This window comes from Myxococcus qinghaiensis, from assembly GCF_024198215.1.
Classification (GTDB): domain Bacteria; phylum Myxococcota; class Myxococcia; order Myxococcales; family Myxococcaceae; genus Myxococcus; species Myxococcus qinghaiensis.
In genome coordinates this window covers 65,437-80,652 of sequence record NZ_JAKCFA010000021.1, presented here as the reverse complement: position 1 = coordinate 80,652, position 15,216 = coordinate 65,437, and the positions used below count along the sequence as shown (strand labels likewise).

General features: G+C 70.5%; 1 protein-coding gene (only partly in view). It reads left to right on the top strand.

Going from position 1 to position 15,216, the window contains the following annotated elements; all coding sequences use genetic code 11:
* Positions 1-15,216, top strand: partial view of a non-ribosomal peptide synthetase gene (locus LZ199_RS33220; protein WP_253997769.1) — the end only. 27,441 nt of this gene lie to the left of the window's left edge; the window shows 15,216 of its 42,657 coding nt (coding positions 27,442-42,657); its start codon lies beyond the left edge, outside the window; the stop codon is at positions 15,214-15,216.

Genomic DNA, 15,216 nt, shown 5'->3' with positions numbered 1-15,216 from the left:
CGCGCGGAGCTGCCGTCGCTGCCCGTGCAGTACGCCGACTTCGCGGCGTGGCAGCGGGGCTGGTTGCGCGACGAGGCGCTCCACACGCGCCTGGGCTACTGGAAGCGGCAGCTCGAAGGCGCTCCCGCGCTGCTGGAGCTGCCCACCGACAGGCCCCGTCCGTCCGTCCAGACGCGCAACGCCGCGCAGCGCGCCGTCGTGCTGTCATCGGACCTCTCCGACGCCATCAAGGCCCTGTCCCAGCGGCACGGCGCAACGCCCTTCATGACGCTGCTGGCCGCGTTCCAGGTGCTCCTGGCGCGCTACTCCGGCCAGGACGACATCGTCGTCGGCTCGCCCATCGCCGGGCGCAACCGAGGGGAGACCGAGGGCCTCATCGGCTTCTTCGTCAACACCCTGGCGCTGCGCGCGCGACTGGAGCCACATGCCTCCTTCGCGTCGCTGCTGACGCAGGTGAAGCGCACCACGCTGGAGGCCTTCGACCACCAGGACGTGCCCTTCGAGAAGCTCGTCGAGGAGCTGCAGCCCGAGCGCAGCCTCAGCTACTCGCCGCTGTTCCAGGTCATGTTCTCCGTGCTGAACACCCCCATGGGCGCGCTGGAGCTGCCCGGGCTGCGGTTGGAGGGGCTGGGGGACAACGAGATGCCCCTCAAGTTCGACCTGGACCTCTCCCTGGTGGAGACGCCGGCGGGCTTCGTGGGCTCGCTCGACTACAACGTCGACCTGTTCGACGCCGCCACCATGGAGCGGATGGTGGAGCACCTGCGCACCCTGCTCCGCGCGGCCGTGGCCAACCCCGAGCAGCCACTCTCCGCTCTGCCGCTGATGGACGAGGCCGAGCTGCGACGCGTCCTCCGGGAGTGGAACGACACCGCGGCGCCCGTCCCCGCTGACGCCTGCGTCCACCACCAGCTCTCCGCCCAGGCCGGTCTCACTCCGGACGCGCTCGCCGTCGTCTCCGACACGGGCTCGCTCACCTTCGCCCAGCTCGATGCGCGCTCCAGCCAGCTCGCCGCGCACCTGCGCGCGTTGGGCGTGAAGCCCGGGACGCTCGTGGCGCTGTGCATGGAGCGCTCGCTGGAGGTGCCCGTCGCCGTCTTCGGCGTGCTCAAGGCCGGTGGCGCCTACGTGCCGCTGGACCCGGCCTACCCGCGCGAGCGGCTGGCCTTCATGCTCCAGGACACCTCCGCCCCGGTGCTGCTCACCCAGCGTCACCTCCTCGGAGTGTTGCCCGAGGGCCCCGCCGTGGTGTGCCTCGATGCCGGCTGGGAGACCGGGCTCGCCGACGCGAAGAAGCCCCTGAGTGAGTGGGTGCCCTCCGAGAGCGCCGCGTACGTCATCTACACGTCGGGCAGCACGGGTCGGCCCAAGGGCACCGTGCTGACCCACCGCTCCCTCTCCAACCACGCCGCGTGGATGCGCTCCCGGTTCGACCTGGGGCCCGGTGCACGGCCGGTGCTGCTCACTTCGCTCAGCTTCGACGTTTCCGTCGCCGAGCTGTTCGCCACGCTCCTGTCCGGTTCGACGCTGGTCGTCGCACCGCTCGAGGCCCACCGCGACGCATCCCTCCTGGTGGAGACCGTGGTGCGACACCACGTCACCGTGCTCCAGGTGGTGCCGTCGCTGCTGAGAGTCCTGCTGGAGGAGCCCGGACTGCGCGCCGCCACGAGCCTGCGCCGCATCATCTCCGGCGGCGAGGCGCTGCCAGCGGACCTGCCGCCGCGCGTGAGCGAGGTGCTGCCGAGCGTGAGCCTGGACAACAACTATGGCCCGACGGAGGCCACCATCGACGCCACCTCGTGGTCGGTGGAGCACTTCACCGGACCGGTGGCCCCCATCGGCCGGCCCATGGCCAACGCCCAGGCCTATGTCCTGGACGGGGACCTGCGGCCGGTTCCCACGGGTGTGCCCGGCGAGCTGTACCTGGGCGGCGAGGGTCTGGCGCGCGGCTACCTGCATCAGCCCCACCTCACCGCCGAGCGGTTCCTCCCCGACCCCTTTTCGCTCCGGCCCGGCGCGCGCCTCTACCGCACGGGCGACAAGGCGCGGTGGCGGGCGGATGGCACGCTCGACTACCTGGGCCGCATCGACTTCCAGGTGAAGCTGCGCGGCCTGCGCATCGAGCTGGGTGAAGTCGAAGCCGCGCTCCTGCGTCAGCCGGGCCTCCAGGAGGCCGCCGTGTTGGTGCGCGATGACCTGCTGATCGCCTACGTGGTGCCACGAGTGGAGAGCACGCTCGACGTCACGGAGCTCCGGCGAGGACTGCTGACGGGCCTGCCGGAGTACATGGTGCCCGCGGCCTTCGTGGTGCTGGCGGCGCTGCCCCTCACGCCAAACGGCAAGCTGGACCGCAAGGCGCTGCCAGCGCCGGACGCGAACGTCGACGAGGAGGCTGCGTGGATTGCTCCGCGTACGCCCACGGAGCAGACGCTGGCGGACCTGATGGCCGCCATCCTCCGCGTCGAGCAGGTGGGAGCGGAGGACCACTTCTTCACCCTGGGAGGCCACTCGCTGCTCGCCACCCAGCTCGCCTCTCGCATCCGGGCCACGTTCCGGGTGGACCTGCCCCTGCGCGCCCTCTTCGAGGACCCCACGGTGGCGGGCCTCGCCGCGCGCATCGACGCCAGCCGGGGGGAGACGACTCCGGTGGTGCCGCCCCTGGTGCCCGTGCCTCGCACGGAGGCGTTGCCGCTCTCCTTCTCCCAGCAGCGTCTGTGGTTCATCGACCAGCTCTCCCCGGGCACGCCGCTCTTCAACCTGCCCACGGCGCTGCGCGTGGAGGGAGCGCTGGATGTCGGAGCGCTGGAGCACGCCCTCAACGCCCTGGTGAACCGCCACGAGGTGCTGCGCACCACCTTCGCCGTGCGCGATGGTGAGCCCGTGCAGCGCATCCGTCCCGCCTCGGGCTTCAACGTGCCCGTGGTGGACCTGAGCGCGCTGTCCGAAGAGGAGCGACAGGCGCGGACGCAGGCCCTCATCGAAGCGGACGCCCTCGCTTCGTTCAACCTCTCGACGGGGCCGCTCCTGCGAGCCTCGCTGCTGAAGCATGGCCCACAGGCCCACGTGCTCCTGGTGACGATGCACCACATCGTCTCCGACGCGTGGTCCACGGGCGTCCTCGTGCGCGAGCTGGCCACGCTGTACGTGGCCCGGACCACGGGAACCCCGGCCCGGCTCCCACCGCTGCCCGTGCAGTACGCCGACTATGCGGCGTGGCAGCGCTCCTGGCTGCGCGGCGACGTGCTCCAGCGCCAGCTCGACTTCTGGAAGGAGCACCTCTCTGGAGCCTCGGGAGTCCTCGAGTTGCCCACGGACAGGCCCCGTCCCGCCGTCCAATCCCACAAGGGCACCCTCCTCCCCGTCGAGCTGACAGGCGGGCTGAGCGCCTCCGTGCGCGCGCTGGCCCAGCGTGAGGGCGTCACGCCGTTCATGGTGTTGCTCGCGACCTGGCAGTTCGTCCTCTCCCGGTACGCCGGGCAGGACGACGTCTCCGTCGGCTTCCCCATCGCCAACCGCCAGCAGGGGGAGACGGAGGGCCTCATCGGCTTCTTCGTCAACACGCTCGTCCTGCGCTCGCGCATCGACGCCCGAGGCTCCTTCCTCCAGCTCCTCGCCCATGTGCGGGGTGCCACGCTGGCCGCGTACCAGCACCAGGACATCCCCTTCGAGAAGCTCGTCGAGGGACTCCAGCCCCAGCGCGACCTCGCGCGCAGCCCGCTCTTCCAGGCCACCCTCACCCTCCAGAACACTCCCGTCGAGACCACCCCGCTCCCCGGGCTCTCCTTCGCTCCGCTCACCGCGCACGTCACCACGTCGCAGTACGAGGTCAGCCTCCTGCTGGAAGAGGGTCCCCAGGGCTTCTCCGGCGCCCTCAACTACAACACCGACCTCTTCGACGCGGACACGGTGAGGCGGCTGATGCGCCACTACGCCGTGCTGCTGGAGGCCGTCACGGCCGCACCGGAGCGCCCGCTGGGCCTCGTGTCGCTGCTGTCCTCCGAGGAGCGGCACCAGGTCCTCGTGCAGTGGAACGACACCGTCGCGGAGTACCCGCGTGACGCGGCCATCCACCAGCTCTTCGCTCGACAGTCCGCGCTCACGCCGGACCTCGTCGCCGTCGAGTCCGAGGACGCGCTCCTCACGTACGCGCAGCTCGAGGCACGCGCGAACCGGCTCGCCCATCATCTTCGCGGACTGGGCGTGCAGCCCGGCAGCCGCGTCGCCGTGCACCTGAAGCGCTCCGTGGACCTGGTGGTCGCACTGCTGGGAACCCTCAAGGCGGGAGCCGCCTACGTCCCGCTCGACGCCACCTGGCCGACCGAGCGCATGGCGTGGGTCCTGCGCCAGTCCTCCGCCGCCGTGCTGCTGACGGAGTCCTCGGTGGCGGACGAGCTGCCGGAGCTGGGCGTCGTGCTCGTCGTCCTGGACGAAGAGGCCGCGTACATCGCCCGCCAGCCGGACTCGACTCCGGAGGTGCCCGCGAGCGCGGATGCCCTGGCGTACGTCATGTTCACCTCGGGGAGCACCGGCGAGCCCAAGGGCGTCTCCGTCCCGCACCGGGGAGTCGTCCGACTCGTGCAGCCCCACGGCGTCATCCGCTTCGGGCCCGACGAGGTCTGGCTCCAGGCGGCCCCGGTCGCCTTCGATGCCTCCACGCTCGAAATCTGGGGCGCGCTGCTCCACGGCGCCCGGCTCGTCCTCGCGCCCCGTGGCGCGCTGTCCCTGGAGGAACTGGGAGCGCTGCTCGCGCGACACCGCGTCTCCTCGCTCTGGCTCACCGCGGCCCTCTACGAGCAGATGGTGACGTACCAGCCGCAGGCCCTGGCCGGCGTCTCCCAGGTGCTCGCGGGCGGAGACGTGCTGCCCGCGCGGCGCGTGCGAGAACACCTCGCGCTGCTGCCTCCGGGCGGAGTGCTCATCAACGGCTATGGCCCCACGGAGAACACCACGTTCTCCGCCACCCACGCCCTGCGCGCGGGTGATGTGGTGGGCGACTCCGTCCCCATCGGCCGGCCCGTGCCGCACTCCTCCGCCTTCGTGCTGGACGGTGCCCTCCAGTTGGTTCCTCCCGGCGTGACGGGAGAACTCTACGTCGGAGGCGACGGCCTCGCGTGGGGTTACCTCGGGCGGCCCGACCTCACGGCGGAGCGCTTCGTGCCCCATCCCTTCGGGGCTCCGGGCACGCGGCTCTACCGCACGGGTGACAGGGCCCGGTGGCGGACGGATGGCACGCTGGAGTTCCAGGGCCGCGCCGACTTCCAGGTCAAGGTGCGTGGCTTCCGCATCGAGCCCGGTGAAGTGGAGAGCGCCCTGCGCCAGCACCCCGGCGTGGGTGAGGTCATCGTCGTCGTGCGCGAGGACTTGCCGGGCGACAAGCGGCTCGTCGCCTACATGGTGCCTTCGGAACACGGGCTGGACACGAGCGCCGTGCGCGGCTTCCTGGAGGAGCGGCTGCCCGCGTACATGGTGCCGTCGGCCATCGTCACGATGATGGAGCTGCCGCTCACCGCGAATGGCAAGGTCGACCGCAAGGCCCTCCCGCCGCCCGGAGCCAGCGCTCCGACCCAGGAGGCGCCCGAGGCGCCACGCACCGCCACGGAAGCAGCGCTCGCGGGCATCTACGCCGAGGTGCTCGGTGTCCCGCGAGTGGGTCCGATGGACGACTTCTTCGAGCTGGGAGGCCACTCCCTCCTCGCCACCCAGGTCGTCTCCCGCATCCGGTCCACGTTCAACGTCGAGCTGCCGCTGCGAGAGCTCTTCGAGGCGCCCACCGTCGCCGGATTGGCCCGGTACCTGGAGGCCTCGCGGCAGGAGCAACAGGGGTTGGAAGTCCCACCGCTGACGCCCGTGCCGCGCACTGGTGCCCTGCCGTTGTCCTTCGCGCAGCAGCGCCTGTGGTTCATCGACCAGCTCGAGCCCGGCAGCGCCCTCTACAACATCCCCACGGCGCTTCGCCTCGAAGGAGCGCTCGACCTCGCCTCCCTGGAGCGCGCGGTCTCCGACGTCGTCTCGCGCCACGAGGCGCTCCGCACCACCTTCGCCTCCATCGACGGACAGCCGTCCCAGGTCATCCACCCCGCGGCGCCCGTCTCCATTCCGCTCATCGACCTCCAGCACCTGGATGAGGCCGACCGACAGACCGAGGCCCGACGACTGACGGCCCAAGAGGTGGAACGCCCCTTCGACCTGACCTCCGGGCCCCTGTTCCGCCTCTGCCTCGTCAAGCTGGCGGAGCGCGAGCACCTGCTCATCACCAACGTCCACCACATCGTCTCCGACGGCTGGTCCTCCGGCGTGCTGGTGCGCGAGCTGGGGACGCTCTACGCGGCGCATCTGTCCGGCGAACCCGCCAGGCTTCCGGCGTTGAGCGTGCAATACGCCGACTTCGCGGCGTGGCAGCGCGGCTGGCTGCGTGACGAAGCCCTGCGGACACGGCTGGCCTACTGGAAGCAGCAGCTCCGTGGAGCCCCCGCGCTCCTGGAGCTGCCCACCGACAGGCCGCGCGCCGCCCTCGGGTCGCGTGAGGCCGCCATCCTCCCCATCTCGCTGGGGGCCGAGCTGTCCGACGCCGTCAGGTCACTCGCGCAGCGCCAGGGTGCGACGCCCTTCATGACGCTCCTGGCCGCCTTCCAGCTCCTGCTCTCACGCTACTCCGGGCAGGACGACATCTCCGTGGGCTCGCCCATCGCGGGACGCAACCGCGCGGAGACCGAGGGCCTCATCGGCTTCTTCGTCAACACGCTGGTGCTCCGCGCGCGCATCGACCCGCGAGCGTCCTTCCGCGAGTTGGTGGAGCGCGTGCGCGCCACGACGCTGGGAGCCTACGAACACCAGGACGTCCCCTTCGAGAAGATCGTCGAGGAGCTTCAACCCGAGCGCAGCCTCGACGTCTCCCCGCTCTTCCAGGTCATGTTCTCGCTGCTGAACACGCCCATGGGAGACCTGGAACTGCCCGGCTTGCGCCTGCTCTCCGTCGACCGAGGTGACGCGCCCGCCAAGTTCGACCTCGACCTCTCCTTCGCCGAAGCGCCTTCTGGCTACGAGGGCTCGCTCCAGGTCGCCACGGCGCTCTTCGATGCCTCCACGGCCACGCGCATGGTGGCTCACTTCCTCACCCTGCTCCGCGCCGCCGTGAAGCACCCGGAGGCGCCTGTCTCCACGCTGCCGCTCATGGACTCCACCGAGCGGCACCGCCTCCTAGTGGAGTGGAACGACACCACCTCGAGCACGCGAGCCTACGTCCTCGATGCGAACCTGGAGCCCGTCCCCGTGGGCGTCGCCGGGGAGCTGTTCCTGGGCGGAGTGCACCACGCGCTCAGCTACGGGCAGGGTCCGCAAGTCACGGCTGAGCGCTTCCTCCCGGATGCACTCAGTGGCCTGTCCGGTGCGCGCCTGTACCGCACCGGCGACAAGGTCCGCTGGCGCGCGGACGGCTCCCTCGAGAACCTGGGCCAGGTCGCCCCTCGCGCTACACCGCGAGACGTGCGAGGCGAACTCGACGACGTCGAGGCCGCGCTGCGCTCCCACCCTCACGTCCGTGAGGCCGTCGCTCTCGTCCGCGAGGATGTCCCCGGCAAGAAGCGCCTCGTCGCCTATCTCGTGCCCCAGGGTGCGCTCGACCTGACGGTGCTGCGCACCTTCCTGAAGGAGCGGCTCGCCGAGTACCTGGTGCCGTCGTCCTTCGTGTCCCTGGCGGCACTGCCCCGCCTGCCCGATGGAGAAGTGGACCGCGGCGTCCTGCCTCCTCCCGCGGCCGTTGCCTCTGAGCAGCCCGCGTGGAGCGCGCCGTCGACTCCCACCGAGAAGACCCTGGCCAGGCTCATGGCCGACCTCCTGGGCGTCGAGCGCGTCGGAGCGAGCGACTCCTTCTTCTCGCTCGGCGGCCACTCCCTCCTCGCCACCCAGCTCGTCTCCCGCATTCGCGCGTCACTCCACGTCGAGCTGCCGCTGCGCGCCCTCTTCGAGAGTCCCACACCGGCGACCCTGGCCGCGCGCATCGACGCCGCCTCCCAACCGAATCCGCTGACGGCGCCGCCGCTGGTTCCCGTGTCGCGCACCGGTGCGCTCCCGCTGTCCTTCGCGCAGCAGCGACTGTGGTTCATCGACCAGCTCGAGCCCGGCAGTGCCCTCTACAACATGCCCGCCGCGCTGCGGCTGGAAGGGGCGCTGGACACAAATGCACTGGAGGCCAGCTTCGACGCCCTGGTGCGACGCCATGAGGCCCTCCGCACCACGTTCTCCTCGCGGGAGGGCGAGCCCGTGCAGGTCATCCGCCCGGCCCCTGCCTTCTCGCTGCCGCTCGTGGACCTGAGCGATACGCACGGGGAAGAGCGTGAGACTCGAGCCCAGGGCCTCATCAACGAAGAGGCCCTCAGGCCTTTCGACCTGGCCACTGGCCCGCTCCTGCGCGCCTCGCTGCTCCGGATGGATGCGAAGGAGCACGTGCTGCTGGTGACGATGCACCACATCGTCTCCGACGGCTGGTCCATGGAGGTGCTGGTGCGCGAGCTCGTCGCGCTCTACTCGGCCCTGGCCACGGGCACGTCCTCCGTCCTCGCGCCCCTGCCGGTGCAGTACGCCGACTTCTCCGCCTGGCAGCGTGCGTGGCTGCGCGGTGAGGTGCTCCAGCGGCAGCTCGACTACTGGAAGCACCAGCTCGCGGATGCGCCCGCCGTGCTGGAGCTGCCCACGGACAGGCCCCGCCCCGCGGTCCAGTCCTCCAGGGGTGGCGCACTGCCGTTCCACCTGCCGGAGGAGCTGACCCAAGGCCTGGAGTCCTTCACTCAAGCGGAAGGGGCCACGCTCTTCATGGGCGTGCTGGCCGCCTTCCAGCTCCTGCTCTCGCGCTACTCCGGACAGGACGACATCTCCGTCGGCTCGCCCATCGCCGGCCGAAACCGCGCGGAGACAGAGGGCCTCATCGGCTTCTTCGTCAACACCCTCGTCCTGCGCTCCCGCATCGAGCCGCGCGCCACGTTCCGCGAGCTGCTCGCCCAGGTGCGCGCCTCCACCCTCGCCGCCTACGAGCATCAGGACGTCCCCTTCGAGAAGCTCGTCGAGGAGCTCCAGCCTCAGCGCAGCCTGAGCCACTCGCCGCTCTTCCAGGTGATGCTCGCGCTCCAGAACACGCCTCGCCAGGAGCTGGCGCTTCGCTCCGGACAGAGCGGGCTGGACGCACTGAAGCTCACGCCGATGGCGGCGGAGGGCCTGGCGGCGAAGTTCGACCTCTCGCTCTCGCTCGCCCGGACGCCCCAGGGACTCGGAGGAGCGCTCGACTTCCGCGTGGAGCTGTTCGACGAGCGGACCGTCACGCGCATGGCGGAGCACTTCGTCACCCTGCTCAAGGCCGTGCTCACCACGCCCGATGCGGACCTGGGCTCGCTGTCACTCCTCTCCGACGAGGAGCGGGAGCAGCTCCTCGTGGCATGGAACGACACGAGCCGGGAGCTGCCGTGGGAAGGCGCGCTGCACGAGCGAATCGAGGCCCAGGCCGCACGCACGCCCGATGCGCTGGCCGTCCTCGACGGCGCGACGTCGCTCACCTTCGGCCAGCTCGACCGTCAGGCCAACAGGCTCGCCCACTGGCTGCGCGCTCACGGCGTCAGACCCGAGTCCCGCGTCGCCCTCTGCATGGAGCGCGGCGTCGACATGATTGTCGCCGTCCTGGGCATCCTCAAGGCGGGCGGCGCGTACGTCCCCATGGACCCCGCCCATCCTCGCGAGCGGCTCGCCTTCGTGCTCCGTGATTCCGGCGTCACGCTCGTCCTTACGCAGCAATTCCTCGCCGAGCGGCTGGAGGCTCCTTCCGTCAAGGTCATCTCCCTGGATGACCCGGGCGTGGCCAGGACGCTCACCGGTGAAGCGGACACCGCGCCGCCCCGGGTCTCCTCGCCACAGCACCTCGCCTACGTCATCTACACGTCGGGCAGCACCGGCCATCCGAAGGGCGTCATGATTCAGCACGCCTCCGTGATGAACCTGCGTGCGGCCCTCGCGTCCATGGCGCTCGCCGGCCTGGAGGGCCCGCTGCGAGTCAGCCTCAACGCGCCGCTCGCGTTCGATGCGTCGGTCCAGCAGCTCGTCCAGCTCTCCGATGGCCACACCCTGTGCGTGGTGCCCCAGGCCGTCCGCCAGGACGCGGCCCTCCTGGTGAACTGGGTGGAGCAACACCACGTCGACGTGCTCGACTGCGCGCCTTCCCACCTGCGAGTGCTGCTCGGAGAAGGACTGGCCTCCAGTCGCTCCCTGCGCGTGCTCGTCGGAGGTGAGGCGGTGGACGACGCCCTCTGGGAGAAGCTCGCCACCCATCCGCGCATCACCGCCTTCAACGTCTACGGGCCCACTGAGTGCACGGTGGACTCCACGACTCGTGCGGTGCGAGGCGCGACGCGTCCTTCGCTCGGCACGCCGCTGGCGAACGTGCGGGCGTATGTCCTGGATGCCCACCTCCAGCCCGTCCCCGTGGGTGTCCCCGGAGAGCTGTTCCTGGCCGGCGACGGCGTGGCGCGTGGCTACCTCGCACGCCCGTCACTCACCGCCGAGCGCTTCCTCCCCAATCCGTTCAGCTCCGTCCCCGGCGCGCGCATGTACCGCACGGGCGACAAGGCCCGCTGGCTCCCGAACGGAGAGCTCGCGTTCCTCGGCCGCATGGACTTCCAGGTGAAGCTGCGTGGCTTCCGGATTGAGTTGGGTGAAATCGAGGCCACGCTCTCGAGCCACCCCGCCGTTCATGAGGCCCTGGTCCTCCTCCGCGAGGACGTCCCCGGCGACCAGCGCCTCGTCGCCTACTTCACCTCTCAGTCACGCCCTCCCGAGCCCGCCGCCCTCCGCGCCTACCTCGCCAAGAGACTCCCGGCCTACGAGGTCCCCGGCGCGCTCGTGTGCCTGGACTCCTTCCCGCTGACGCCCAACGGAAAGGTGGACCGCAAGGCCCTGCCTTCTCCCGATGCGACACCCTGTGCCGACGCCTTCGTCGCTCCGCTCACGCCCACCGAGGTGCGCCTCGCCGCCCTCTGGGCCGAAGTCCTCCGGCTCCCCTCCGTGGGCCGCCATGACCACTTCTTCGAGCGCGGCGGACATTCGCTGCTGGCCACCCAGTTGATGGCGCGCATCCGCTCCGCCTTCTCGCTGGAACTCCCCCTGCGCGCCCTCTTCGAGGCACCGACGCTCGAACAGCTCGCGCTCCGCGTCGAGCACGCCACCGAGTCAACCACGCTCCCCCCGCTGCGCCCCGCACCGAGAGACGGCGCGCCGCTGCCCCTCTCCTTCGCGCAGCAGCGCCTCTGGTTCCTGGAGCAACTCCAGCCCGGCACCCCCACGTACAACATGCCCGCTGCCCTCCGCCTCGAGGGCCCTCTCGACGTAACCTCGCTCCAGCGCGCCTTCTCCGAGCTCCTCCGCCGCCACGAAGCCCTCCGCACCTCGTTCGTCGAGGACAACGGCGAGCCGTTCCAGCGCATCGCCCCGCCGGCCCTCTTCACCCTCTCGCTGGAGGACCTCTCCTCTGTTGAAGAGCGTGAGTCCCTCGCACGTGAGCGGGCACACCAGGACGCCGCCTGTCCCTTCGACTTGAGTCGCGGCCCCCTGCTCCGAGCCTCCCTGCTGCGCCTGGCTTCCCAGCGGCACGTCCTGCTCCTCAACCTCCACCACGCCGTCTCCGACGGCTGGTCCATGGGCCTGCTCGTCCGGGAAGTGACGTCCCTCTACGAGGCCTACCGTCAGGGCCTCCCGTCTCCCCTTCCCGAGCTGCCGCTCCAGTACGCCGACTACGCAGTCTGGCAGCGTCAGTGGCTCAAGGACGACGTCCTCTCCAGGCAGGTCGCCTGGTGGAAGCGCCAGCTCGCCGGGGCACCCGCCGTCCTCGACCTGCCCACCGACTTCCCACGACCGTCGCTCCAGTCGTTCCACGGTCGCACCGTCGACTTCCAGCTCCCCAAGGCCCTCTTCCGAGCGGTGGAAGCCTTCTGCAAGCAAGAGGGCACCACGCTCTTCATGGGCATGCTGGCCGCCTTCCAGCTCCTGCTCTCGCGCTACTCCGGGCAGGACGACATCTCCGTCGGCTCGCCCATCGCGGGCCGCAGGGCCTCCGAGCTGGAGGGCCTCATCGGCTTCTTCGTCAACACGCTCGTCCTGCGCTCCCACGTCGACCCGCGCGCCACCTTCCGGGAGCTGCTCTCCCAGGTGCGCACCTCCACGCTCGCCGCCTACGAGCACCAGGACGTCCCCTTCGAGAAGCTCGTCGAGGAGCTCCAGCCCCAGCGCAGCCTCAGCTACTCGCCGCTCTTCCAGGTGATGTTCACCCTCCAGAACACGCCCACGGGCGCGCTGGAGGCCGGGGAAGGAGCCGCTGCGCTGAGCGTCGAGCCCGTCGCGTCCGAGGTGCGGTCCACCCACTTCGACCTGACGCTGTCGCTCGCCGAGACGCCGGAGGGCTTCTCCGGCGCGCTGACCTATCGGACCGACTTGTTCGAGGAGTCCACCATCACTCGCATGGCGGGGCACTTCGCCACGCTGCTGGAAGCCGTCATCCACACTCCAGAGACACACGTGGGCGAGCTGCCGCTGATGCCCGTCGCCGAGCGTGAGCAGCTGCTGACGCGCTGGAACGACACGCACCGTGAGCTGCCCTGGGATGGCGCCATGCACGAGCGGCTGGAGGCGCAGGTCCTCCGGACTCCCGACGCCCTGGCCATCTTCGAGGACAGCGGGACGCTCTCCTTCGAGGTGTTCAACCGTCGGGTCAACAGGCTGGCGCACTGGCTGCGCTCGCGGGGAGTCGGGCCCGAGGTCCGCGTCGCCCTGTGCATGGAGCGTGGCGCGGACGTGCTCGTCGCGCTCTTCGCCATCCTCAAGGCCGGTGGCGCCTACGTGCCCATGGATTCGACGTACCCGCGTGAGCGCCTCACCTTCACCCTCCAGGATTCCAGCGCGCGCCTCGTCCTCACGCAGCGGCACCTGGCCGAGCGGCTCGAAACACCGGGCGTGGAGGTCGTGTGCCTGGACGACCCGCGCATCACCGAAACACTGAGCCGAGAGTCCGAGAGCAATCCGAGCCGGGTCTCCGAACCCGAGCACCTCGCCTACGTCATCTACACCTCGGGCTCCACCGGCCAGCCCAAGGGGGCGATGATTCAGCACCGCTCCGTGATGAACCTGCGTGTCGCCGTGGGCGAGAGGGTCTTCGCGAAGGGCGAGGGCCCGCTGCGGCTCGCCATCAACGCCCCGCTGGCGTTCGACGCCTCCGTCCAGCAGCTGGTGCAGCTAACGGACGGCCATGCACTGGGGGTCGTGCCCCAGGCCGAGCGACAGGACACGGCCCTGCTGTGCGCCTGGGTGGAGAAGCACGGCATCGACACGATGGACTGCTCGCCCTCGCACCTGCGTCTGCTCCTGGACGAGGGGCTGGCCGCACACCGACGTCTGCGCGTGCTCGTGGGCGGAGAGGCCATCGACGAGGCCCTCTGGGAGAAGCTCTCCACCCATCCGCATCTGGAAGCCTTCAACGTCTACGGCCCCACCGAGTGCACGGTGGAAGCCTCCTGCCACCCGTTACGCGGAACACGCCGGCCGGTCCTCGGCCTCCCGCTCCTCAACATCCAGGCGCACGTCCTCGACGCGCGCATGCAGCCCGTTCCCCTGGGGGTGCCCGGCGAGCTCTTCCTCGGAGGCGCGGGCGTCGGGCGCGGCTATCTCGACAGGCCCGACCTCACCGCCGAGCGATTCCTCCCGGACCCGTTCTCGTCCTCGCCTGGCGCCCGTCTCTACCGGACGGGAGACAAGGTGCGCAGGTTGGACACCGGCGAGTTCGAGTACCTCGGCCGCTTCGACTTCCAGGTGAAGCTGCGCGGCTTCCGGATTGAGCTGGGGGAAATCGAGGCCACGCTGGAAGCCATCTCCGGAGTCCGCCGCGCCGTCGTCCTCGCGCGGGAAGACCGTCCTGGAGACAAGCGTCTCGTCGGCTACCTCGTCACCGACGAAGGCCGTGCCCTGGACCTCTCAGCCGTGCGCGAGGCGCTGCACCAGTCGCTCCCCGAGTACATGGTGCCCTCCGCCTTCGTCTTCCTGCCGGCGCTCCCGCTCAACGCCAACGACAAGGTGGACCGGAGGGCCCTGCCCGCTCCGGACGCATTCGACACGAGCATCGAGTACGTCGCCCCGCGCAACCCCGGCGAGGAGACCATCGCGGCGCTCTGGAGGGAGCTGCTCGGTGCGAGGAAGGTCGGTGCCACCGATGACTTCTTCGCACTGGGGGGTCACTCCCTGCTGGCCGTCCGCCTGATGGCGCTGCTGCGTGAGCGACTGGGTGTCTCGCTGCCGGTGTCCGCGCTCTTCCAGGCGTCCACAGTGGAGCGCCTGGCCCGACGGGTGGAGCAGCGGGAGCAGGGCCCGAGGCCCACGCCCAACCTCGTGCGCCTGGACACGGGGACGTCGACGGAGCGGCCTCTATTCCTCGTCCACGGAGGCGGAGGCACGGTGCTCGGCTACACCGACCTCGTCCGTGGGCTCGGCACGAAGCGGCCCGTGTACGGCCTCTCCGCGTCCGGGCTGGACGGCGGCGAGCTGCCCCAACCCTCCGTGGAGGCACTGGCGCGCGACTACCTCGCGCAGCTCCGTACCGTGCAGCCACGGGGTCCCTACCTCCTCGGAGGCTGGTCCTTCGGCGGCGTCGTGGCCCACGAGATGGCGCGTTTGCTCCAGGCCACGGGAGAGAGGGTGGACCTGCTGGTGATGTTCGACAGCCACGCCCCCACGCGGCTGCCGCTGCCCGAGCCCGACACCCTCACGCTGCTCGCGGGCTTCGGACAAATGCTCGGCGTGTCCCGGGAGGACCTCTCCCTGGATGTGAAGCAGTTGGAGCATCTGGGCGCGCGCGAAGTGCTGGCCCAGGTGCTGCCACACCTGCGGCGCTCCACTCCGGCCCTGCACACGCTGGAGCTCGACACGGCCGAGCGACTCTTCAATGTCTACCAGCGCCTCACAGAGGCCCAGCGTCGCCATGTACCCGGCGGTGTCTACACAGGTCAGACGATGCTCTTCCGCGCCACCAGGGCTCCTGATGAAGCCCCTGAGAGCGAGGACCTCGGCTGGCGCGAGTGGCTCACCGGAAGCCTCACGGTGCACGACGTCGCGGGCGACCACTTCACGATGTTGAGCGGCCCTCGGGTCTCCGAGCTGGTGGAGCAGCTCGCTCGGGAATTGGAGGACACGTCCTCGTGA